General features: G+C 31.6%; 30 protein-coding genes. 5 read left to right on the top strand and 25 right to left on the bottom strand.

Annotation, left to right across the window (positions count from 1 at the left end; genetic code table 11):
* Nucleotides 1-182: 182 nt before the first annotated feature.
* A complete protein-coding gene (locus tag ISP08_RS12200) occupies nucleotides 183-506 on the bottom strand; it encodes a nuclear transport factor 2 family protein (protein ID WP_195718812.1) in 324 nt (107 codons plus the stop codon).
* A 202-nt stretch (nucleotides 507-708) separates the two neighbouring features.
* Here ISP08_RS12200 and ISP08_RS12205 point away from each other — a divergent pair, with 202 nt between their 5' ends.
* The 3 genes from ISP08_RS12205 (at nucleotide 709) to ISP08_RS12215 (ending at nucleotide 2,540) form a co-directional block, all read left to right on the top strand.
* Nucleotides 709-1,341: a hypothetical protein gene (locus ISP08_RS12205; protein ID WP_195718813.1), complete on the top strand. Its 633-nt coding sequence runs from the start codon at nucleotides 709-711 to the stop codon at nucleotides 1,339-1,341.
* 104 nt (nucleotides 1,342-1,445) lie between these two features.
* Complete coding sequence (locus ISP08_RS12210) at nucleotides 1,446-1,958, top strand: Rossmann-fold NAD(P)-binding domain-containing protein (protein ID WP_195718814.1); 513 nt, start codon at nucleotides 1,446-1,448, stop codon at nucleotides 1,956-1,958.
* 27 nt (nucleotides 1,959-1,985) lie between these two features.
* Nucleotides 1,986-2,540, top strand: coding sequence for a GNAT family N-acetyltransferase (locus ISP08_RS12215; protein ID WP_195718815.1), 555 nt, complete (start codon nucleotides 1,986-1,988; stop codon nucleotides 2,538-2,540).
* Nucleotides 2,541-2,675: 135 nt separating this feature from the next.
* Here ISP08_RS12215 and ISP08_RS12220 read toward each other — a convergent pair whose 3' ends face one another.
* From ISP08_RS12220 to pgsB, 5 genes are read right to left on the bottom strand one after another with little or no spacing between them, the layout of a single operon-like run.
* Nucleotides 2,676-4,268: a gamma-glutamyltransferase gene (locus ISP08_RS12220; RefSeq protein ID WP_195718816.1), complete on the bottom strand. Its 1,593-nt coding sequence runs from the start codon at nucleotides 4,266-4,268 to the stop codon at nucleotides 2,676-2,678.
* A 1-nt stretch (nucleotide 4,269) separates the two neighbouring features.
* Complete coding sequence (locus ISP08_RS12225) at nucleotides 4,270-4,431, bottom strand: hypothetical protein (RefSeq protein WP_193391006.1); 162 nt, start codon at nucleotides 4,429-4,431, stop codon at nucleotides 4,270-4,272.
* Nucleotides 4,421-5,491, bottom strand: a complete 1,071-nt coding sequence (locus ISP08_RS12230) for a CapA family protein (RefSeq protein ID WP_048794525.1) — start codon at nucleotides 5,489-5,491, stop codon at nucleotides 4,421-4,423. Before ISP08_RS12230 ends, ISP08_RS12225 begins: the two co-directional genes overlap by 11 nt.
* 16 nt (nucleotides 5,492-5,507) lie before the next feature.
* A complete protein-coding gene (gene pgsC / locus ISP08_RS12235; protein ID WP_195718817.1) occupies nucleotides 5,508-5,960 on the bottom strand; it encodes a poly-gamma-glutamate biosynthesis protein PgsC in 453 nt (150 codons plus the stop codon).
* A gap of 1 nt (nucleotide 5,961) precedes the next feature.
* Entirely contained in the window at nucleotides 5,962-7,119 is a 1,158-nt protein-coding gene (pgsB, locus tag ISP08_RS12240; RefSeq protein WP_195718818.1) for a poly-gamma-glutamate synthase PgsB, read from the bottom strand.
* A gap of 385 nt (nucleotides 7,120-7,504) precedes the next feature.
* On the opposite strand from pgsB, the gene ISP08_RS12245 reads away from it, so the two are divergent.
* The gene (locus ISP08_RS12245) at nucleotides 7,505-7,723 is read left to right on the top strand and encodes a hypothetical protein (RefSeq protein WP_048794528.1); all 219 of its coding nucleotides are present in this window, start codon (nucleotides 7,505-7,507) and stop codon (nucleotides 7,721-7,723) included.
* 205 nt (nucleotides 7,724-7,928) lie between these two features.
* Here ISP08_RS12245 and isaB read toward each other — a convergent pair whose 3' ends face one another.
* From isaB to ISP08_RS12305, 12 genes are all read right to left on the bottom strand, one after another.
* A complete protein-coding gene (gene isaB / locus ISP08_RS12250) occupies nucleotides 7,929-8,453 on the bottom strand; it encodes an immunodominant staphylococcal antigen IsaB family protein (protein ID WP_195718819.1) in 525 nt (174 codons plus the stop codon).
* A gap of 323 nt (nucleotides 8,454-8,776) precedes the next feature.
* Nucleotides 8,777-9,241 carry a GNAT family N-acetyltransferase gene (locus ISP08_RS12255; RefSeq protein WP_195718820.1) on the bottom strand — a complete coding sequence of 155 codons (465 nt, stop codon included), beginning with the start codon at nucleotides 9,239-9,241 and terminating at the stop codon, nucleotides 8,777-8,779.
* The gene (locus ISP08_RS12260; RefSeq protein ID WP_195719351.1) at nucleotides 9,231-9,764 is read right to left on the bottom strand and encodes a histidine phosphatase family protein; all 534 of its coding nucleotides are present in this window, start codon (nucleotides 9,762-9,764) and stop codon (nucleotides 9,231-9,233) included. The genes ISP08_RS12255 and ISP08_RS12260 overlap by 11 nt, the downstream gene beginning before the upstream one ends.
* Nucleotide 9,765: 1 nt before the next feature.
* On the bottom strand, nucleotides 9,766-10,215 hold the full coding sequence (locus ISP08_RS12265; RefSeq protein WP_195718821.1) for an ASCH domain-containing protein: 450 nt from the start codon (nucleotides 10,213-10,215) through the stop codon (nucleotides 9,766-9,768).
* 304 nt (nucleotides 10,216-10,519) lie between these two features.
* On the bottom strand, nucleotides 10,520-10,966 hold the full coding sequence (locus ISP08_RS12270) for a GNAT family N-acetyltransferase (RefSeq protein ID WP_195718822.1): 447 nt from the start codon (nucleotides 10,964-10,966) through the stop codon (nucleotides 10,520-10,522).
* A gap of 91 nt (nucleotides 10,967-11,057) precedes the next feature.
* Complete coding sequence (locus ISP08_RS12275; RefSeq protein ID WP_195718823.1) at nucleotides 11,058-11,438, bottom strand: VOC family protein; 381 nt, start codon at nucleotides 11,436-11,438, stop codon at nucleotides 11,058-11,060.
* Nucleotides 11,439-11,461: 23 nt separating this feature from the next.
* On the bottom strand, nucleotides 11,462-11,857 hold the full coding sequence (locus tag ISP08_RS12280) for a nuclear transport factor 2 family protein (protein ID WP_195718824.1): 396 nt from the start codon (nucleotides 11,855-11,857) through the stop codon (nucleotides 11,462-11,464).
* 153 nt (nucleotides 11,858-12,010) lie between these two features.
* On the bottom strand, nucleotides 12,011-12,832 hold the full coding sequence (locus tag ISP08_RS12285) for a squalene/phytoene synthase family protein (protein ID WP_411847785.1): 822 nt from the start codon (nucleotides 12,830-12,832) through the stop codon (nucleotides 12,011-12,013).
* 540 nt (nucleotides 12,833-13,372) lie between these two features.
* Entirely contained in the window at nucleotides 13,373-13,744 is a 372-nt protein-coding gene (locus tag ISP08_RS12290; protein ID WP_195718825.1) for a hypothetical protein, read from the bottom strand.
* Nucleotides 13,716-13,907, bottom strand: coding sequence for a hypothetical protein (locus ISP08_RS12295; protein ID WP_195718826.1), 192 nt, complete (start codon nucleotides 13,905-13,907; stop codon nucleotides 13,716-13,718). Before ISP08_RS12295 ends, ISP08_RS12290 begins: the two co-directional genes overlap by 29 nt.
* Nucleotides 13,908-14,049: 142 nt before the next feature.
* Nucleotides 14,050-14,616 carry an NADPH-dependent FMN reductase gene (locus tag ISP08_RS12300; RefSeq protein WP_195718827.1) on the bottom strand — a complete coding sequence of 189 codons (567 nt, stop codon included), beginning with the start codon at nucleotides 14,614-14,616 and terminating at the stop codon, nucleotides 14,050-14,052.
* A gap of 12 nt (nucleotides 14,617-14,628) precedes the next feature.
* Nucleotides 14,629-15,690 carry an LLM class flavin-dependent oxidoreductase gene (locus tag ISP08_RS12305; RefSeq protein WP_195718828.1) on the bottom strand — a complete coding sequence of 354 codons (1,062 nt, stop codon included), beginning with the start codon at nucleotides 15,688-15,690 and terminating at the stop codon, nucleotides 14,629-14,631.
* Nucleotides 15,691-15,977: 287 nt separating this feature from the next.
* On the opposite strand from ISP08_RS12305, the gene ISP08_RS12310 reads away from it, so the two are divergent.
* Nucleotides 15,978-16,709 carry a CPBP family intramembrane glutamic endopeptidase gene (locus tag ISP08_RS12310; RefSeq protein WP_195718829.1) on the top strand — a complete coding sequence of 244 codons (732 nt, stop codon included), beginning with the start codon at nucleotides 15,978-15,980 and terminating at the stop codon, nucleotides 16,707-16,709.
* Nucleotides 16,710-16,830: 121 nt separating this feature from the next.
* Here the strand turns inward: ISP08_RS12310 and ISP08_RS12315 are convergent, their stop codons facing one another.
* The 7 genes from ISP08_RS12315 to ISP08_RS12345 all read right to left on the bottom strand — a co-directional run bounded on the left by ISP08_RS12315 (nucleotide 16,831) and on the right by ISP08_RS12345 (nucleotide 23,267).
* Nucleotides 16,831-18,186, bottom strand: coding sequence for an amino acid permease (locus ISP08_RS12315; protein WP_195718830.1), 1,356 nt, complete (start codon nucleotides 18,184-18,186; stop codon nucleotides 16,831-16,833).
* Nucleotides 18,187-18,698: 512 nt separating this feature from the next.
* Nucleotides 18,699-19,196, bottom strand: a complete 498-nt coding sequence (locus ISP08_RS12320; RefSeq protein ID WP_195718831.1) for an SRPBCC family protein — start codon at nucleotides 19,194-19,196, stop codon at nucleotides 18,699-18,701.
* Between the two features lie 106 nt (nucleotides 19,197-19,302).
* Nucleotides 19,303-19,641: a winged helix-turn-helix transcriptional regulator gene (locus ISP08_RS12325; RefSeq protein WP_195718832.1), complete on the bottom strand. Its 339-nt coding sequence runs from the start codon at nucleotides 19,639-19,641 to the stop codon at nucleotides 19,303-19,305.
* A gap of 137 nt (nucleotides 19,642-19,778) precedes the next feature.
* Complete coding sequence (locus tag ISP08_RS12330; RefSeq protein ID WP_195718833.1) at nucleotides 19,779-20,966, bottom strand: ABC transporter permease; 1,188 nt, start codon at nucleotides 20,964-20,966, stop codon at nucleotides 19,779-19,781.
* Nucleotides 20,963-21,643, bottom strand: coding sequence for an ABC transporter ATP-binding protein (locus ISP08_RS12335; RefSeq protein WP_195718834.1), 681 nt, complete (start codon nucleotides 21,641-21,643; stop codon nucleotides 20,963-20,965). The genes ISP08_RS12330 and ISP08_RS12335 overlap by 4 nt, the downstream gene beginning before the upstream one ends.
* Nucleotides 21,640-22,770 carry an efflux RND transporter periplasmic adaptor subunit gene (locus tag ISP08_RS12340; RefSeq protein ID WP_195718835.1) on the bottom strand — a complete coding sequence of 377 codons (1,131 nt, stop codon included), beginning with the start codon at nucleotides 22,768-22,770 and terminating at the stop codon, nucleotides 21,640-21,642. Before ISP08_RS12340 ends, ISP08_RS12335 begins: the two co-directional genes overlap by 4 nt.
* Entirely contained in the window at nucleotides 22,767-23,267 is a 501-nt protein-coding gene (locus ISP08_RS12345) for a hypothetical protein (protein WP_195718836.1), read from the bottom strand. Before ISP08_RS12345 ends, ISP08_RS12340 begins: the two co-directional genes overlap by 4 nt.
* Nucleotides 23,268-23,530 lie beyond the last annotated feature (263 nt).

The following is a 23,530-nucleotide window of genomic DNA, read 5'->3' on the forward strand; positions in this document are numbered from 1 at the left end:
TCAGGAGACAGTAGTAGGATTAATAACTGTAACATATCACCTTTAAATATTAAATAATTGAACAGTTAAAATCACAACTCATATCCCCTTTTATATAAATCAGTGCATTAAAATTTCTATAAAACATAGGGGCACTTGGTAATCACTATTTCATTTTATAAGTGCCTTTAACTTTAAGCCACCTAATATTTTTCAGTCCCTTGATGAAACAACAATAACCAGTCACCATTATAAAATTGCCACACAGAACTTCTATTGCTAATTATCCCACATGTATTATTTACAAGTTCATACGTACATAACCGCGCATCATCCCCAAGGACATAAACTTCAAAATTATTAATTGTAAAGTCATCACTATTTAAAACCATATTGTTGATGTCATTTTTATAAAACACTTTTCCAGACTTACCAAATTCCTTAAAATTCGGATGCAAAATATCCAATAGCTTATCCGGGTCTTTTCTATTACTTGGCTTTAAATGTTGCCATTCATATTCAATCAATAGAAGATCACCTCTTAATATCATTTATTTAATTACAATACTTTTAGTCATATAAATATTCTTAATAAAAATTACATTCCCTATTTTTAACCAATGTAGCATTATTTTTATTTTTAAGAAGTATTAGTTGCATATTTTAATTGCCCACAATGTTTATGTATAATATAATAAATTTATTAATTAAAAACTAGGGGGACAATAAATGAAAAAGGTTTTATTTTTATTACTAGTAAGTTTTTTAGTTTTAGGGGCATGTAGTAATGACAATAGCGACAGCAAAGATAATAAAAAAGAAACAAAATCATCAAAGGAAGATAAAAAAGATAGCGCAAAGAAATCTAAAGATAAAAAGAAGAATGATAACAAGTCTGACGATACTCAATCTGATGACAAGAAAAATAATGATATGAACAGCAATGAAAATCAAGCTAGTAACGACAGTAATGAGCAAGCTGTTTCAAATAATGATAACCAAAATACTAATAATGACCAAGCTCAAACTCAGCAAAATTCACAACAAAACACTAACCAACAGCAAGCGCCATCACAACAAGACCAAGTGAATCAACAGACCCAAACTAACTCAAATCAACAAGCGCAAGCTACTCAAAATCAAGCAAGTCAACAGACGCAAGGCCAGCAAAATCAACAAAATGGCCCTTTAACCAAATCACAAGTTGAAAAACAATTAAAAAGTGGCGTCAACGTGAATGGTGTTAAGGATAAAGATGGAGACACATGGTACCAAGCGCCTGGTAACGGAGACGTTATTGGTTACGAAAAACCAGATGGGACGACTTGTACTGTAGGTGGATGTACACCACCAGAAAAATAATAACTATGCACCAAGCATTCAGCATTTTTTTGCCAAATGTTTGGTGCTTTTATTTCATGAACGATACTGTATAATGAAGGTTAAAATAATAAGGGGTTGGTGTTATGTCTATTATTATTGTTGGTGGATCTGGTATGTTAACAAACACGAGTCGTTGGGTTGCCGATAACTTCAACGAAGATATTTACTTACTTTCTAGAAATAAAGACAATTATGACTCACTTTTATTAGCACAAAGTAATGTGCATTTTAAACATTATGATTATCTCCATCCCGAAACTTTCGATTTTACATTTAATGATGTAACACTAATAATTAGTTGGGTTCATAGCGATGGGTATGCGAATCATTTAAGTTTTTTAAAAGACCATGTCTCTTGGTCTGAAAATAAACAGCGTTATATTCATATTGTTGCTACACAAAATCACAGTGACAGAGATTTACTTTCATATTTATCCGCTTCAAATATCATTACTTCTACTGTACGTTTAGGTTATAAAGAAGATACTGGTGGTCAAAAAAGATGGTTATATAATTCTGAAATAGCTCATGGCACTACACTAGCTATAAGCTCAGGCAAGGATGTTCAAGTAGGAATAGTAGCAGACAACAATTAAACAACGTTTATATGAGGAGTGAAGTTCATGTTCAAAACACCCATAACTGAAAATTTAAGTTTAAAAATATTAGAAGAAAGAGATGCAGAAGCGCTATTTGCTATAGTATCAACTAATAGAGCATATTTAGGTGAATGGTTACCATTTGTGAAATATACACAATCTAGTTCAGACAGTAAAAAATTCATTAAATCAGCGCTCCAACAATTTGCTAACAGCGATGGTTTTCATTGTGGCATTTGGTACAATAATCAACTCGTGGGAGTGATTGGCCTGCATTATATAGATTCATTAAATGAAAAGACTTCTATCGGTTATTACTTAGCCGAAGATTATCAACAATATGGCATTATGACTAAGTGCACTCAATATTTAGTTAATTATTGTTTTGAAGAATTAAAGTTAAATCGCGTGGAAATAAGCGCTGCAGTAAAAAATGTTAAAAGCCAAAACATTCCTAAAAAATTAGGTTTTCAACAAGAAGGCATCATTCGCCAAAATGAAAAACTAAATGGGCAGTACTCAGACAGCTATGTCTTTAGTTTACTAAAGTCAGAATTTACACATTACGAAATTAAATAAAACTTCATTTTTATCATCACAATAGTCATAAGTTAATCTCGCAATATATCAAATACAAAAAAACCCTTCACAAAATTCACTTAGCAGTGTTATTTGTGAAGGGTTATTAATTATTGTATAAATTTGTCTTCTTTATTAACGGTTACCAACATCTTGACCAATCTCAACTGATTTTTCTTTTTCATTATATAGTGCAGCTTGTACACTACCGAAGTTTGGATCGTTTCGTTTTTCTTCGACACCAAATCCTAAACTTTTGAAAATATTAATATCCTCTTTACTTGTTGCATTTTCATAGAAAATCGTTCCACCATCATTGTAAAAACGTGGTTTATCGATAGAATCTTGTAACGTACCATTACCTCTTAAGTAATCAATCAGTACTTCATTCAATGTTGTTGGTATCTTATTACCACCTGGTGTACCGATACCCATGTAATAATCTGGTCCGACAACTATTGTAGGTGCAGTAAAGGATCTCGGTTCTTTATGCTTACCTTTATAGTTAGGACTTGCTGGGTCATTAGAAAAGTTGGATAGTGAATTGTTCATATAGAATCCTTGTTTCATATATTTACCTGAACCAAAGAAACTAGATAATGTATTCGTCGTACTCGTCAAATGACCGTCTTTATCTACAACGACAAAATGCGTAGTACTTGTATTATCAACATTATTTGTATTGAAATTACTATTCATATTTAATTCATTTAATTTTCCTAATAAATAATCTTGAGAGAGATACTCATCAAAATCTTGATCGGTACCATTAACTATATCTCTATTACGGTACATCAACGCTCTAGATTTTAATATGCCCGTGATAAATCCAAGCCTATTATTAGAAGTATCACCCTGTTCGGTTGCTTCATCTACTTTTAAACCTTGCAACATAAGCGTACCACCAAGAGGGTTAGACGCTGAATAGACTTTATTGCCCATATACTCTGTACTCACAGGCTCTTTGGCTTCTGTGCGATAGCCTTTAAAGTCTTTTTCTGTAAGCTTATTATCCATTTGTTTAGATATTTTTTTACCCACAGTATCATAAAAATAATCTGGTCCTTTATCACGTATACCTTTAAGCGTCTTAGCAAGAGCTGGTTGTTTAATCACATCACCCTCACGTTTCGTTTTACTGCCTTCAAAGAATGGTGAATTTCTATCGACATCAGAGCCATAAAGTTTCAAACTTCGCTCTAACTCAGAATCCACTTCAAATCCATCTTCTGCTAGAGGAATTACATCATTTAAAATCTCTTTTTCTGACATTTTACCGCCAGCTTTATGTACATCATGCATACCTCTAACAAAACCAGGCGTGCCGGTTTGATCTTTATTTTTATAACTGTATGATGAAATGTCTTTATATTGCCATTGTTTTGGGGCGCTTCCTGCTTTACCATCGTAATAAAGCATAGCGCCTCCGCCACCAAGACCTGAGGAGTGTGGCTCTGTTATAGCTAATGCATATGATACACCAACAGATGCATCAATAGCATTACCACCTTGTTTTAATATTCGATTACCTACTTTTGTTGCGATTTGATTATTAGATGCTACACCGTATTTTTTACTAGCATTAGATTGATCATGATTCACAATTTTATTTTCATATAAATCATCTTTATTATAATTATCTTTCTTAGTAATAAAGAAAAAGAAAATTGAAGCAATAATTGTGAGGAGTAATATAACGATGAGCGTTTTCTTATTATAAATACTCATATTAACTTACTCCTTTAGATAAATAATGTTGATTTTCTACTTTAAGTTCATAGTCTTCATATTTATCTGTATCTTCATTTGTTTTAACAAAAGAAATTAGTAAGAAAATGATAAGGATAATTGATACAACTGTAATGGAGAACCAGTGTTTTTTAAGATTCATATTGATAACCTCCCTTCACTTTTTTCAATTTCACTGAATCACTTTTAATATTATTCAATAATTTAATTTCTTCTATCTTACTTGGTGTTGATTTCGTAATTTTTCCACCTTGAGATTTAATCGGCGTCACGAGAAATTCGGATTTTTTACCATCCCATTTTTGTTGTACCGTCATTCCTTGTTTATTTTTAGACAAGAAATTCTCAGATGTCACATTACCTAAACTGTAAAATATGTTTGTATGTTTATATTTTTCTATTTTTTGCAATACCGTGTTATGACCAACTATCACGTCTGCCCCTGCGTCTGATAACGCATGTGCGTATTTTTCTTGTCGCGTTGTTACATGTTTTTCATCTGGGATACCCCAATCAACATTTACAACGACCATATCGTTACGTTCTTTTAATTTTTTTATTAATGGCATAAATATTTTTGGCTGCAAACTAATTGATGTTGTATTTTTCAGAGGATCTGAATAATCAGATTCAACATCTGTAAAATCAACGGTTGCTATTTTTTTACCTTTTACGTTTTGTTGAACTGTTTTACTATTTATAGGGTTTGAACCATTACCAGTAAGAAAGTTATATCCAACTTTCCCTTCAACATCTTTTTGTAAATCTCTCGCTTGAATGTTATCAACAGAACTATTAATTAAATTCAAAGTCTTAATATTTAATTTTTTCAAATACATAAGGTTTGAGATATTTTCTTTTATATTCGTATTTTTATCATCCGAAAATTTAGATACATGTAGACTTGCTGTTGAATAATCACTTCCTTTCAAGATATTTTTGATGGCTCCAAAAGTATCGTTAAGGCCGTTTTTTCTTATATCTGAATTCATACTAATATTACCTAAATAAGTTAAATTAATTGCATTGTCTTGTTTACTTACCGCTTCTACTGGAACATTTTTTTGCGATTTTACACTCAAGACTATCAGAACTAAAGCTATAATTAATATGATAAATATAAGTATGGAATTATATCTTTTATGCAATTTCGACCATTTGAGCACCCGTTCTGCAATTGTAAATCTTTGTGGTTTCCTCATATTTACAAACTCCTAACTAGTTAATGAAACTATAAAAGAATAAAATAGCGTATGTTATACAAGTTAGTAGCATACATGTGGATAGTGTAATAATCACACCTTGCTTTTGAATTGTATTCGCTATAATTCCTGGAATTACAATACCAATTCCTGACATTTCAACCATTTCAAATGGGGTTAATGGATATATTAAATCAAAGAAGAATTTTAATACCATTCCTGTTAATATCATGGCAGCAAACTTTCGTCGTCCATACAAAATAACGTATTTACTGATACCATGGTTGACTATAAAATATGTAATACAGCTAATTATCAATACAGATAATAGCATTACTGGTTGATCAAAAATTAAAGCTAAATATCCTGGTACAACCATACCTGCTGGCGTAATGCCAAATTTTTCTGCAAATATGAGACTTAATACAACACCTACAAATAATGATAAATATAATTCTGAACCTACCATATTAATTTATCCCTTCTATAAACTGCGCTATTTTTTTTCCTGGGCCATGAATATTACCTACACAGAACACTAAAGCATTTTTACATTCTGCATATACACTATCTTCAATTTCTCTAATATCACTATTTTCAAAGTTGAGATATTTTTTATTAGGATTTCGTTTCATGACCTCTGTAACCATTTGTGTACTTTTACCTGTACAAATTAAGGTGTCGAAGTCTACGTCTTCGATAAAATCTTCAGCAAACATTTTTGTTCTATCCACCCTATCCGCACGACAATTTAATATGATAATTTTCTTTTGATATGGATAATTGTAAGACTCTACTTTGTTTAAAATAGCCTTAGACGATTTCGTTTCATTTGCTGCGAATGCATTTACATAAACATTCGTCGTATTATTCGCATTGAAATATTTAATTTCTACAGCACCCGAATCAGGCGGTGCATTTAACATGCCTTGCAGTGCTATTTCATTATCAATCCCTAAAGCCTCTGCCACACCTAAAGCAATAGCAACATTATCCGGGAACACTAAGTAATCAAATTTTCTTAAATATTGTTCTGGCACTTTATCTTTATCAACAACGATAAGTTTAGTTTTTCGTCTTTTCGCCACCTTGGCAAAATATGACGTATACTCATCTTTCATTACGATAAGATGCCCTTTATAAGGGATCGTTGCTGTAAAGGATTGGGCCACATCTTTTAATGTCGGACCTAAAACATCCATATGGTCTTCCATAACATTAACGATGACGCCGATATTGGCTTTAACTAAATCCTTTTGGAATGTAATTTGATAATCTGGATTTACTGCCATACATTCATTAACTAATGCATTGGCTCTTTGTTTCACAACTTTTCGAACAATGTCCCTTTGTTCACCAATATTCGCACCTTGAGGTTTTCTATATACTGGATATTCTCGTGAAGTAAACCAGTACAACATACGTGCATCTGTTCCGGTAGTTTTACCAATAACTTTGTATTGATCTTCACGCAAAATGCTATAAATAAGCCTCGTAATAGTTGATTTACCTCTAATACCATTGATATTTATACGTATTGGAATTTTTTTTAAGCGGCGAGAGTGTTTCTTTTTTTCTACTACGCCTAACCACATGATTAACACCACGCAAAGTATGATAAGTAACAATTTATGACCCTCTCTTCATCAAGCTGTTTAGAGTTTTACGTTATAGAAACAAATAAAATCATTTACGTTGATTTACGAATATACAAACCCATAATCAACGTATACTTTCATTTTTTATCCTATTAACGACATACTATCATTCAGTTATTTAGCTAGTTTTAAACATATAAATTTTTTGTAAATATAATCTAAAGTCATATTTACATTTAAATTATATTCAATATTAACTATTTATATTTATTTAATCTTAATTACGTAACATTTAATTTTCTACTTATATCTAAAATGAAATATAATTTTACGCTTGCTTTACATTGAATTAAAACTGCTGTGTTACTTTTGAATTAAATCAAAATATATAAGGTGCTAAATGAGGGAGGTAGACATGAGTAAACCGGTTAGATTGGCTGTAGGTATTTATCTTGGGACAATTTTAATTTTATGCAGTGGATATTTAATTTTAATACTAGTAGGTAGTTTTCTAGGTAATGATATGCGTGGTGCTATTACAGACGCTGACAATACAAGAAATCTTGAAACTGTCGGAGATTTCGAACACGATTTACAATTCACGGATAATAATCTATTTTTAAGTTTTCCTTAGGCTTTTATAAAGACATAAAGAAACCACACTCAAAGATTGAGTGTGGTTATTTTAATATTATATTGCTTTAATAATGATTATTTTTACAAGTCTTTAATTGTATTTATAACTAAATAGCACTCCCTACACCAAGTAGAGAGTGCTACTATATATTATTTAACTTTTAATTCAAAGTTTGATTGGGTGATTGTTGGTTAATTTTAGATCAACCGCCACCGCCAGCTCCACCGTACATGATTGTTACTTCAGATACTTTATTATCATTAACATCAAAACTAACACTTAGACCAGGTGATTTAGGCGCGTATTCATATGCTGCCTCATTATTACCTAGTGCTCTTACTTTTTTAAGATCAGAACCATACGCACCTTTCAATTGTTTTACAGTTAACTGGTCTTTAACTTTAAATTGCACTACGTTTGTTTTTTTAGCATTTTTGTCGCCGTTAAAAGTTTGGTCATACTTAGTAAATGTAGCGCCACTTCCACTTGATGTATTACTAATCTTAACACCATTAAACGTTACATTATTATATTTAATACCATTCATAAATTGCTTATTTAATAAGAAGCTAGAATCATTTCCAGCATATCCGTGATAACTATAATAAGGTGTTGTTGCTGCATGTGCTACGCTATTTTGTGCTGATACTCCAGAGGCAGTTCCTACTCCAAATAAAGTGCCAAAAGTTACTGTAGTTGCTACAATTGTTTTTGTTGCTCTATTCATATTGAATCTCCCCTTTTCTTTATTACAAAATATTACTTTCTGATTACAATATTACACAATATTCTCAAAACTTCAACTTAAATCATGTAAAAATATATTTAAATTTATGTTATTCATTAAAAGTATAAAATTTTATAAAGCTATATATTGCGTAGTGACGGCATTTATTAGGCGTTGCACAACAGATGAATTTTTTCTGAAATGGATTTTCTAAAAATGCAAAAAATCTCCATTTGCGTGTATTGATAATGTAATAATTTAATTTCAATTTCGCTACTTACAAAAAACCACCCACATGTTATTAAAACTGTGAGTGATTTTTATTAATACTTTTCAAGTCTAACAAGACCTTCCGAATCAGGTTCATCTATATCATTTTTATATCTATAGCCATGTTTAAGGTAAAAATTAACGGCAGTTATTGATGCTGGAATCTCTACTCTTTTGGCACGTTGAAAATATGAGTCGTTTTCTAACGTTTCAATTATTAAATTACCGATACCTCTCCTTTGATAGAGTGGATCTACAAATACTGTAAATAGACTGCTTTCCGTGTGACTACCCCAGTACGGTCCAATAGCACCAGTGCCAATAATTTTTGCTTCATCTATTAATAAATAGAAATGAGTAAAACTAGCCCTCTCCACTATCTTTTGTGGCGTTATATCAGCGATTGCCTTTTTAATAATATCTTCTGGTTCGTATAATGCGTTTGTAGTTTTTAACGTTCTTTTAATTAATTCTGCTACTTCATGCGCATCTTCGGTTACAAATTGTCTAATCTCCATAACTATCACCTAGTTCAATTTTTGAAATACTTCCATCATTTTTTATTACCCTTAAATCAGGATTTTCTAGTGTTTTCCAATCTGTGAAGGAGAATTTTTCAAAATAATTTAATATCAAAGCAATTAAATTGCCGTGACTAACAAGCAGTACATTTTCAGTTAAATCTATCTCATTTAACAGGCTAATTGCTCTTTGTTCAGCTTCTCGACTACTTTCTCCACCTTGTAACTTTAAATCATAGTCATTAAAAGTTTTTTCTAATTCGGGCAAAAATGAATCTAATGTTTCAGTAGTTAGTACACGTTCAGCTAATCGTTTATCTGTAATCACCTCTTTATACATAGATAATGCAAAAGGCTCTACCGTCTTAACTGCCCTTATCATAGGACTTGAATAAATTTTGTTAATTTGAAGTTGTTCTAATATAGGTATTAGAGATTCAGCTTTTCGGTGACCAGATTCGGTTAATGGCGCATCTTCATTTTGTCCCATTGCCTGACAATGTCTTAATAAATACAACATACTATTCACCTTTAACATATAAACATTCAAATTCTTCACATAACACAATCTCTTCTTCAGAAAATGTTAAATTATGTTCCTTAAATTCTTCATTAAAGAACGCTAAATGTGCGTCTCTCCAATAGGCAAGACTTCTGTCCCCTTCACCTTCATTATAGGCATGCGTTTCTGTCACATTTTTAAATTTTGTAGCATAAATTTCAGTCGTTTGTATCACACATATCGGTTGCTCTTTACTATTTAGCACTACGCTCAAATCCTCTGTTTGAGGCAGTGGTTCATTATCTAATTCATAAAGACTATATGCACTCGTTGTTGATGTCTTAATACCTCGGCTTACTAAGTCAGCTAAAAAATCTTGATCAACGCCAAATGCCCATGCAGTATATTTAGCGTCTTTATATTCAGGATATTTAGTTATAAATTCATTCCAAAATGTTTCAATAGACATGTGAAGCACCCCTTGTAAATTGTTATTAACATTGCATAATTACTTGTATTATAACTATTCTTTATAATGCTTACTAGCTTATTTATAAAATTCACTTTCTTAACCATAGTTCCATGCTCATCGAAATATATGGTTGTTATAATAAAATTAATAAAGTGAGGTGCTAAACATGACAATTTATAAAAACATTTCCAATAAAAAAGTAAGCGCGCAGTATAATTTCTAGAATAAAGTAATTAAGATTTAAAAAAAGATAACTGCTTTAAACTAACTTAGTACAAGTCTAATTAAAGTAGTTATCTTGTTATAAATTCTTTACAAACCCTGAAGATTTTTTATTAAAACCATTCGCTTGATAAAACGCATGCGCATTTACGCGTTCCTCTCGATTGCCACTATTTAACGCTAATGCCTCACAGTTTAACTTATTAGCTAACTGTTCTGACTCATTAAGTAATAATTCGCCATTACCCTGTTTGCGATAATTGCTGTTTATAACGAAAGCTAAAATGCGTAAATAATGACCAGGCTTTTCAAAATTCATCATGCGACACATACCACTAAAACCAATAATGTCACCTTTTTCATTGATTAGCAGCAACATAAAATAATCCTCGTGGCTGTTTAATTTTGTTAAACGTTCAAGCAATTCATCTTTAGTGGTCGGGTAGCCTAACTGTTCATATAACATTAGCAAATTGTCTATCTGTTGCAGGTCCTCATTATTAAACAACCTTGTAAAGACGCTCATCTAATCATCCTTTGAGATTTAAACTTTGAATCAATCATTTCACCCCAAGCTTGCAATAATTTGGAATTCAATTTTAGTATTTTTGTTAATTCTATAATCCCTCATAAAATTCAATAATATTATTGTCTGGATCGGTCACATGGAAACATTTGATGCCCCATTCTTGTTGTTCTGTTGGTTCATCTAATACGTTAACGTCATTTTTTAATTGGTTATATAACTTTTCAAGATTATCCGCTTCAATAATTATCATTTGGGTATTATAATGCTCATTTCCTAATTGGTCATCAAGTTTGAGTGCTTCTACCATTAACTGTTTATCGAACAACGACAAGTAAACACCTGCGAAATCAAAATCTGCGTAATTACCCTGTTTGTTGCCAAAAACGCACGTCGCCTTTAAAATGTCGTGGTAAAAATTGAACATATTTTCAAAATCATTTGTTAGCAACCTAATATTAGTTATTTTCATAGCACCATCTCATTTCCTTTTTATTAAATACTACCTAGTCCTTTTACTTGTTCATCATATTCTTTAGTGAGCTCGTTACAAGCTATTACCTTACCATCATCGTTAAACGTAAATACCGCATAAACTTCAATGTTGCCTATACTATTGTCCTTTTTCTCAACGATGACATCATATCTTAAAAATACAGTTTGTTTTTCTTCATCTATCAACATATCTTTAAAAGTTTCAATTGTTAAACTTTTTACTACGGCTTTCAGTTTTTCTAAATGCGCTTTAAATTCATTAATATCTGTTGTTATATGATCTGTTACTTGGACATAATCGGGCGCAAAATAAGTGTCTACCTTTTCTAAATTCAATTCAATTAAAATATCGAGATATACTTGTTCGATTTGTTGTTGTAATTGTTGTTTATTCATAATTATCTCCCTGTAATTAAGTTCATAATTCCAAATATTTAATTATATATTTACACCTTAGCATTATAATTATGACTATAAAAGTATTTCAAATAGCTATAAAAGAAAAACCAAATGCTGTTAACATTTGGTTCTTCTAGTCTAATATTCAATTTATGCTTCGTCTTGAACTTCTTTTACAGATTGTTCAACTTCTTCACGCGATACTTTTTCGCGACCTGATTTCATGGCTTTTAATGTTTTATGCGCCAATACTAAAGGTAAACGACAAAACATTTTTATACTTCTTTTCTTAACCGCTTTAATGTACTCATCAGCTTTGGCTAAATTAGCCTCTGCATATTCAAATAAGTCATCACGCGACCAATCATCCGGTACGAAACTTACTTTTCGTTCGTCTAAATCTTCTTGTTCATTACGTAATATATTTACAGCTTGTAAACCACGGCCATAACCAATTGCTAAATCTCTGTCCGTTTGCTCATTACCATAAATGCTCCATAGGTCAGACAACATGACGCCTACCAAGCCTGCAACATAGTATGTATATTCATCTAAATCTTCACGTGTGTGAATCTCCCAATTTAATTTAGACCATTTAGACATACCATAAGCTGTTTCACTAGAATGCTCCATTACGGCAGGTAATGCTGCTTCAGGACATACTTTAATCCAATCACCTAAACGAATTGATACATCAGGTAAGATATCTTTTATCGGTGCAATGATAGACGCATACGCATTTTCATCAAATGGTTGTTTAAATAATTCACTTATTTGTAATAACACCGTATATTTCACGTCATTACTTATATCTGGATGATCTTCAATCTCATCAACTGCACGTAATATTAAATACGCTGAAGCGACTGCATCCTTTAAATCCTTTTCTAAAAAAGTAATAGGGATATAAAATGTACGACTTGTTGCTTTTAACATGTTCATTGCATCTTTATAATCTTTTTTATTTACCACTGCTATTACTCACTCCTTTTCTACGTTGAAACTTTCAAACTGACTTGCAGCTTATACAAATAATTTTATTTATTACGTTATCAAACATTAATTCCGAGCCTAGCTCGTAGAGATACTTGGCTTCCACTGACAGTTATTTCAAAAAATTTAGAGAATTTACGTACTAAAAATTTTATCAACTGATTTACATGCGTATTAAAAGCGAATCAATATGTCTTGAGTTGTTAAAAACGCATTATTTTTTTATTAGTCATATAGCTTGATTATAGCATAAGTTATTCCATTGAAATATCAATGTCCATCTTACTCACTCTAGTAGATGTTGTTACTTTATTAAGTTAATCATAAGAGGTATCAATAAACAAATAAAAACTTAAATTGCGACCAATTTTTATACTTTAGTGATTATTCTATTATTAATTTTTAATAACAGTCATGCATTAATTAAGTACCATTCGTAAGTTAAAAATAAAGAAAGTAGCATCTCATTTTGAAATCCTACTTTCTTTATTTACATTTATGAAATCCTAAATGTTACTTTTATCTAAAAATAATATTCGTCGCTAATGAAATCACAAAAATGATTGTTAAAGAAAATTGTAAACGTCGTATAATGGTGTTGTCCTTCTCTTCAAAGAAAAGAAAATACAATGTTAGGCAGGCTATTAACAAAATTACAGAATAATAACCAAAATAATTTAACGAAAATATATTAAACAACCATGTTCCAATATCTATTTTGAATTTAGGTATAATTATGGTTAAAAACACTGAAATATTACTTAGAACTAATAATACAATACCAATTGCTAATTTAAGCAGTTTCAAATTAAATCCCTCATTCTTCTTAAAATTTAATTTATCAATCATTTTTATTCTTCGTTCATCTGGACTCATTATCTTTTGAGTCATCGGTTTTCACACTTCTTGTGACGCCAATAATAACTAAACCAAATACGAATATAAGAGACCACTTAGCATCTATAATATCTGTAAAAAGATATATAACACCGTATCCTAAAATCCATATAGCTAATAAAATATTAAAAACAATTCTTAATTTGCTTTTAGTCAAAATATACACCTTCTTTTATTGTCTCTTTAGCAAATACATAATTTTTATATGTTATTCCCAGTAATTGCGTCATTAGAACACTAAAAAGCCTAAACGTCTATATCTAAACGTTTAAGCTTTTGTTATTTTAATATCCTACTACCTAAAAATCGTATTGGTCGTCTTCTTCTTGGAGTATTTGATTATATACTCTTGCCATGCGTAGTGTGTCTTGGGCTAATGTCGTAATTCTAAAGTGTACATCGTCATTAACAATTTGTTTGTTAGAAAAGTCACTTTCTTCAATAAATACATATGTTTGCATCACATGGGCCTTCATATACCCTAAAATCGGTTTTAATTGTAATTCAGGAATTAAATAATGCTTTGATGAACCTGCAGTGACAATTAATCCAGCTATTTTGTTTCTAAATGCATTAACGGGCAATAAATCAAAAACATTTTTTAACGCACCTGGAATGGCAGCTTGAAATACAGGAAATCCAATAAAGATAATATCCGCTTCCATTAATGTGGTAGTTAGATGTAATGTATCTCCCTCAGTATCTAAATAATTACGGCCATCCGGTTGTTGGATATTAAGATCTCTTAAATCTAATAATGTAATCTCATGATTTTCGTCTTGCTCAACGAGCGCTTGTTGTAATCTATCTATTGCAACTCTAGTTTTTGTACCAATTGGTGAGCCAGATAATAAAGCTATTTTCATTGTATTACACCCCTATTTAGATAAATGTTTGTTAACCGCTGGTATAATTTCATTACCAATCAATTCGATATTTTTCATAATTTTGTCGAATGGCACGCCACCAAAATCAATTTGTGCCATAAATCGTTGATGACCGTATAATTCATGCTGGTACAGTAATTTTTCGATGATTTGTTGAGGACTGCCCACCATTAACGCTTCCTTTTCGTTAGTCGCTGCTGCAAATTGTTGTTTTGGATAACCGACACCGCGAATAAATGACATACCTGTATTAAGATGAGGATAATATTCTCTCATAGCTTGTTGTGATGTTTCAGCCGTATAAAACAAACTTGCCGTTGCTACTGGTAAACACTCAGGAGATGTATCGAAACCAGCTTCTTCCGCAGTCATACGATATTGATCTACAGAATCTTTAAAATTCATCGCTGGGCCACCCAACGTGGTAATCATCATTGGAACGCCTTGACGTCCAGCTTTGATTGCACTCGCAGGAGGGCCACCAACTGCTCTCCAAATAGGTAGATTATCATCGACAGGTCTTGGGAAAATCTTCATGTTTCTTAATTCTGGTCTATGTTTACCCGACCAAGTAATTCTGTCATTTTTATTTAATTCTAATAGTAAATTTAATTTTTCTTCGTATAGTTCATCGTAATCTCTTAAATCTATGCCAAATAAATCAAAAATCCCTGTACGTGATGCTCTACCTGCAACAATTTCTGCACGTCCACTGGAAATTAAGTCAATCGTTGCAAAATCTTCAAACACTCTTACAGGATCAGCAGCACTTATAATTGAAGACGAACTTGAAACTTTAATTTTATTAGTAGCTTGTGCAATGGCACCTAAAACAACCGTGTGCGCTTGCGTTGTAAAGTGTTCCTGATGACTTTCGCCTACCGCAAAAACATCTAAGCCAGCTTGTTCAGCAAGTTGACTCGCTTCTATAAGTTCATGAATACGCTGTTCATAGCTTACCTTTTCACCATTATGCGGATTAAGTAAATGATCGCCTAACGAATATAATCCAAATTCAAGTTTGTTATTTTCATTCATTTTTAAATTGCCCATATTAAAACACCTCAATAGTTAAAATTATTATTTTTATATTTCTTGCTAGGATTCTAATTCATTGAAGCCGCTGATCTTATTTTCCTTGGTGATAAAAACACTTAGTAGTTTATTTTAATTTTAAACTTTCCTCAATCTTACCACACGCAAATACAATTCCCTCATTAGTTAAATTTATTAATAGTTTAGATGACTTAAATTACAAAATGGGTTGAGCTGACTTTAAGAAGTGTTAATATGATTTTATAACGTGAATTTTTAACATTTGTAAGAAGGGACGTGGATTTATGGAACAGGTAAACAGTATCAGGCCTAAAGGAAATCGAGTAGTTAATGTTTTAATTTTTATAGGACTTATGATACTTGTATCGTCACCAACGATGTTTGCTGGTTCAATTATTTATTTAGCATCTAATAATGAAGATGTGTGGAAAGTCATTGTCATAACTATCATTGGCATTATTTTCACCATATTAGTGATGTGGCTTTTCAGATGGTATTACCAAAAGCGAAGCTATGAACAAAACCAACATCAAATGAACTTAAGAGATATTTTAATCAATATTTCGTGGTTTATAGGTATACGTATAGCTGTAGTTATTTTTGCGGCGCTTATGAAAGCCATCTACAATAAATCTTCCTCTGAAAATGATAAAATTCTGATGCAGCAGCTAAAAGAATTACAGCATATTAACATTTCAACCGTTATTGCCTTATTGTTTTTCTTAATTATAATTATTTTTGTCGCACCGTATTTAGAAGAATTACTTTTTAGAGGTATTTTTAAAGAAACAATATTCAAAAAGACAGCTTTTCTATTACCTCTTATTGTATCTTCACTCATATTTTCATCGCTACATGCTTCAACAAATGTGATAAGTTTCATTATGTACATGGTTATGGGACTGTGCTTTTATATGGCATATAACCGACGTAAAAATATTAAAGACAGCATGATGGTTCACATGATTAATAATGCGATGGCTGGTATTACAATGGTCATTATGATTTTCACTTAAGTACTTATAATAGATTAGTGATAACAAATTACATAAGTATATTTTATAGATACATTAAAAGCCCAATCACTGTAAAAGTCAGTGGTTGGGCTTATTATTTTCTATATTTGTTGTTCAAAGGTCACTTATTAATTTTCTTCTGATTAAAGTAATAACCAACTAATAATAAAATAATCCATAATGGTGAATAAAATAATGCGATACGTGTATCGTCAGCAAATAGTAACATGACTAAAACGAAGACGAAAAATGCTAATGCAGCATATGAACCGATAATGCCGAATGGATTTTTGAAAATTGATTTTTTGTGTAATTCTGCGTTTTCTTTTCGATATTTAATATAACAAATTAAAATAATAGACCAGATAAAAATAAAGAAAATCGTTGCTAGTGTGGTCACTAATGTAAATACTTCATCTGGTATAAAGTAATTTAGTATTGCTGAGAAAAAGAGCACGACCCCAGAAAATATCAATGCTGGATATGGTACGCCTCGCTTATTTATTCTTCCAAGTATTTTGGGTGCATGGCCAGTACTACCTAAACCGTAGACCATTCTACTATTACTAAATAATCCACTATTCGCAGCACTTGCTGCTGATGTTAACACCACAAAGTTCACGATCCCTGCCGCTGCAGGTATGCCTGCTAAGACAAATAAATTAACGAATGGACTTTCTGTTGCAGACACCTTGTTCCATGGTGTAATGCTCATAATGATTAATAAACTAAGCACGTAAAATATTAAAATACGATACCCCAATGAATTTACCGCTTTTGGTAAGTTCTTTTCAGGATCTTTGGTCTCACGTGAAGTCACACCGACAAGTTCAATACCCACAAAACTAAAAACAGCCATTTGGAATGCCAATAAGAAGCCCATTGCCCCATTTGGGAAAGGCCCACCATGTGTATATAAATTATGGAAACCTGATTGGATACCTGTGCTAGATTTAAAACCAGTAAAGATTAACCATAAACCAATAATTATCAGTAAACCTATGGCAATAATTTTAATCAATGCAAACCAAAACTCAACTTCTCCAAATAGTCGTACTGTCATTAAATTTAAAATTAATAAAATCAGTACCGTCCCAATTGCTGATATATATGAAGGGATATCTGGAAACCAATATTGAATATATTTGGCTGCCGCCGTGATATCGGCTATTCCTGTTGCGACCCAACAAAACCAATACGTCCACCCCGTCAAAAATCCAAATAAATGACCTAAATAATGTTCTGCAATATCAGTAAATGAATTATAGTCACTATTTGATAATAATAACTCTCCCAATGCTCTCATCATAATAAATAAGAAAAATCCAATGATGATATATACTAATAAAATTGAGGGACCAGCTAAAGAAATACTTTTACCTGCCCCCAAAAACAATCCTGTACCGATTGCTCCTCCAATAGCAATCAACTGAATGTGTCGATTGGTCATTTTACGTTGTAATTCATGATCTTCCATTTCTTTTCACTCTCTCCTAAATAATAAAACTGTAGTAATTATGTATTGTCTTTAGTTCATACGATTATTCTCACTCTACGAAAATGGCTTTAATTCCATTATTTTTAAAATAAAAAAACTTCATCCACATATTAGAGAAGTTAGACACATTATCAAACTTTAAATAAAACTATTCGTATGGAAATAGTTGGAATTAAAATATACTAATACCGCTGATGTATTCAATCGGTATGTAAATATTCAATACATTTATAGAGTAGCTACTATTTTTCATAGCAATACTTATAAAACATCCTAAAAAAACAATATGTATATCATATTACTATTTTAATTTATTCTCAACAATAATATTCTGAATATTCCTTAAATATTTTAAGTTTTAATTTTTATTTCACAATTGTTATGTATAAAAATGTATATTCACTTCTAAAGACATTAAACACATCCAATAGCGTAGCACTTCGCAAGTATAAAAGAACCCTCCACAACTGAATTGTAGAGGGCAACATTAGTTATTTTGAAAATTTTGCTAGGCAGTCTAACCAATCTTGATGTCCATTAATCATTGGATGACTCTCATCTTGTGCCATTGCTTGGGCAGGTGCGCCAATTTGGGATTCTTGTGTTAAAATTCTCAATCTGTTTTGCGGTAATTTTTCTATAAGCCATGCGTGATAGACGTCTAAAAAATTGTCTCCTGTTTCGTTGTTCCAACCATGCCAAGCGATGCGAGCTACATTTTCATCGATATCAAGTTCTTCCATTTCCGCTTCTATATCAAAACCAAAAGTTTTAAATTTGAACCGTGTATCTTGTTGTAACTTGGGTGATGTTTGATTATACATATTTATGTCACTACTATTAGCATAATATTGCTCCCATTTTGAAGTATCAATAAGGTTTTCTATAACATTTTCAAACACTAAGCCTTTCACTATAATTTCATTGGAAGCGAAATTATCAGTCATGCCTGGCAGCCATTTTTGTGGCCAGTTAATCTCATGTAACATACTATCTCTCCTCTTTTTAAATTCGAAATAAGCATATCACCGACCTATTTTCTTGAGAAGAATGCACTTTATTGTAAGTTACTATCAAAAAAGTAACTATACCGAATTATTGATCTTCATTTTTTACGATATAATCGCCCATATATGTTTCGCCCCAATTGCACATTTCATTTAAAATCGTTTCCAGCGTTTTGCCATATTCTGTAATGTAATATTCTGTTTTTGGAGGTACTTCTGGATAAATAACTTTTTCAATAAAACCCTCTTGTTGTAACTCTTTCAATTGCTGACTTAACATTTTAGGTGTTGCTTGTGGTAAACGTTTTTGTAATTCATTAAATCTTAACGTATCATCTAGTAAATACCACAAAATAATAGGTTTATACTTGCCTCCAATTAAACTTATAATCGCTTCAACCGGACAATTAAACAATCTATCTTTCATAATTAATCCTCCTGTTTTATACATCATTATTTTATAAAATGACTACATACTAAATTTTATATTCTATTAATACTCTCATTATATTACAAAATCCCCTTAATATAGATTAAGGGGATTGTTTACTACAATAAATATTGCTATTTAATAATGTCTATGAGTTCTTTGTTAGCCGCTGAACGTGCTGGCACCCATCCGAAAATAACGCCGATAAATGTCGAAACACCCACTGCAATCAATACAGAGGTTAGACTGACGACACTCTGAATATAATCTGGGGTCACAGCTGCAACAATTTCAGCAATCGCTATACCTAAAGCGAGACCTATTAAGCCACCCATCACACAGAGAATTATACTTTCTATTAAAAACTGAAATTCTATGTCTCGCGCTTTTGCGCCAAAAGCACGGCGTATAGCAATTTCTTCTGTACGTTCACTAACTGAAATATACATAACATTCATCACGCCTATGCCTGCGATAAATAGCGAAATGCCTGCGACTGCCGCTACAAAATAAGTAATACTATTAAATATTTGTGTGATCTCTTTTAAAATCTTTTCATTGTCTTCATAGCTATATTTACCTTCACCTATGCCACTACCTTTTTTGTTTAATTCATCGGCAACTTTCTTAGCCGTATGTTTTTTCTGCACGCCTTCTGCTAATGTTAATTGTAATCCAGGATAGTCTTGCGCTAAGTTATCCATATAGCGTTCAAATGTTTTTGTTGGCATAAATACATTGGCGGTATGTAATGGGTCGTTAGCAATGCCGACAATTTCAAATCCTTGTCCATCTATATATAACGTTTGTCCTATAGCATTTTCTTCAAAAGTGCCATGTGCAATTTCATCATTGACCACAACAACCTTTTTCCTCAAACTATTATCGAGTGTACTGAATCCTTTACCTTGTTTTGTTTTTTCTATTTTCTTCTTCGTGGCAACACTTAAATCTAAAAGCGGTTCCGCTTTATTCATAATATTTGTCGCTTTTACATTGTAACTTTGATTATCATCAATTTTAATTTTTGCCTCAGTAACACCATCTACTTGTTTCGCTATATCAATATCTTGCTGGCTAAATGGATTTTTCTGCGCCGCTTCTCCACTTTCAGTCAAATACTCAATAAGTGCCGAATCTTTACTGATACCAGATTTTGAAAATTCATCAGTGGCTGTCTTTTTAAAGCCATTACCTAACGACATAATAGTAATAACTGCCGAAATACCGATAATAATACCTATCATCGTAAAAATATTACGTCGCTTATTTTTTAAAATTGCTTTAATCGAAGTCATAATAATATTAGATATATTTTTCATTCAACCGCCTCTTCTCTTTGGATGCGACCATCTAGAATGTGAATAATACGGTCCGCTCTATCAGCAACTTTACGGTCATGCGTAACTAAAATTATCGTTGTTTTATGCGATTTATTTAATTTGATAAATAATTCAATAATATCTTTAGAAGTTTCGGAATCTAACGCACCCGTAGGTTCGTCGGCAATAATAAATTTAGGATTATTAATAATTGCACGCGCAATCGCTACACGTTGTTGCTGACCTCCCGATAATTTATTAGGGACTAGGTTTTCCTTATCATACAACCCTACATCGTTTAATGTTCGTATGACACGGCTTTTGCGCGCTTGAGCACTTAAACCAACATAAACAAGAGGTATACTGACATTTTCCAAAATAGTATTATTTTGAATCAGTTTGAAATTTTGAAATACAAAGCCAACAGTTTTATTTCTTATTTTGGCTAGGTGATTATCCGAAGTATTTTTGAAATTTTCTCCGTTAAAAAGATATTCACCTTCATAACCACGATCTACAAATCCTAAAATATTAATAAGGGTACTCTTACCAGAGCCTGAAGGCCCCATGATAGCGATAAATTCCCCTTCTGTTATGTGAAAATTAATATCTTTTAAAATATGAATTTCTTCGTTACCATTTTTAAAATGACGATTAATATCTACAAGTTGTATCATGAAGACACCTCAACTTTGTCCCCATCATTTAGTGTCTTTTTAGGATTTACTATTAGCTTATCACCCGATTTCAATCCTTTTTTTACAAAAATTTCTCCATTCATTTTATCTATAGTAATTTCACGTTTTTCTACTTTGCTATCTTTAGTCACTACAAATACACGATTATCTTTTGTTAATACTGCGCTTGGTAATTTAATTGCCTCTAAAGGCACTTTAATATCTATAGAGTAGCCTGCACGTAATGGAATATCTATATTATCTATTATCACCGTATATTTTGACACTTCTGCATCATTTTCTCCCTGACGGTCCGCATCGACAGGATTCTCATGTGACGTTGTAGCATCTTTGTCATCATTTGCCGGACTTGAAGCAACAGGCTCACTTGCTTTTAGTTCATAACTCTTAGGTGTCTCAGCAATTTTTTTAATCTCACCTTTACCTTTTTTACCATTATTGGTAACTTTTATATCTACTTTGTCTCCCTCTTTAATTGATTCCAAATCAAATTCGGAAACTTTAGATTTAATTTGAGCTTCGTTTGAGACGAGTTGGAGTATCGGTTGACCATCGGCTAAATTGCTATTATTTTGAATATCTATTTTGCCATCGAAAGCCGCATAAATACTGTCGTTCACTTGTTTATCATGTTGGTTTAACTGTTGTTTCGCTTCACTTAACGCTACTTGATCTTGCGTTAATTTCTTTTGCAAATCATTATTATGCGGTTCTATATTGATATTTTCATAATCATCATTCACTTTTTCCTGTGCTTCTTCTACTTTTTGTACGAGCTGTTGGCGTTTACTTTGGGAAATATTATAGTTTATTAATGGTTCTCCCTGTTTAACTTTTTGCCCATCTGTAACGCTTGTACTTATAAATGTACCAATTTGACTGTTATTATTATATGTTTTGATTAACTTCGGACTCGCCTTACCTTGCAATTTAAGCGCCTTTACCTTTTCAACACGGTACGTTTTATAATCTTGACCTTTACTCGAATGATTCAAAGTATTTAGTTTGTTGACTGCAAAATAAATTAATAACACTGAAATAAGTGCACTGACTAAAATCCATTTACCTTGTGACGATTTAACAACCTTTTTAAAATTTTTAATCATACTAACACCCCTGGCAAACCTATTAAGAGTTTAATCATAAATAAAATAGTGGTTATCTTCTTTAATTTACTGAAGTAATAATATAGACCTGTAAAAATGATTAAATCTATGAATGGCGTATATTTACCAACACTGTCTATAGACAAATTTAAGAAGTCATTTATGATTAATGCGCAGAGGTTAGTCACTGTATATCCAATCAGTAATGAGAAAAATAAGTGCTTATTGTGCGTAACTTTTGCTCTATCAAATAAGAAAATAAACAATTTTAGTATGTAAAATACGACAAAAAAAATTATTAAATTTGAAATCGTCAAAGTTAATATCATCACAATATTAAATGCGTTCGTATCCAAACCTAACATCGCTTTGACCGTGTCAGTTTCCTTAGCAATATAAGTATCTTTAGACATAAAAGTGAAAAAAAGCAATAGGCTTGATAATATGTATGGAAGCATAATAGTTGAATAGAAAGAAAGTGATTTAATTGTTTTCATGTTGTATCTCCTGGTGTTTTTATTTTTAATGTAAGTTTTAATCGAGGATAATGATGCATCTTGAGCATTTTGTATTTGTAGCCAAAGACTACAATTCTGAACCTTATATATAATATAAAATATTTATTTAATTTTTACAACTCGGTTATCTTAAAATTATAATAATAAACTAATTTAAAACCTTTCTCTGTATAAATTAATTTGAGTTATATTGCTTTTGAACTTAATTTTCAATCTTAACACGTACATAATAAACTAAACCT

Source organism: Staphylococcus lloydii (assembly GCF_015775975.1).
In the GTDB taxonomy this organism is placed as follows: Bacteria; Bacillota; Bacilli; order Staphylococcales; family Staphylococcaceae; genus Staphylococcus; species Staphylococcus lloydii.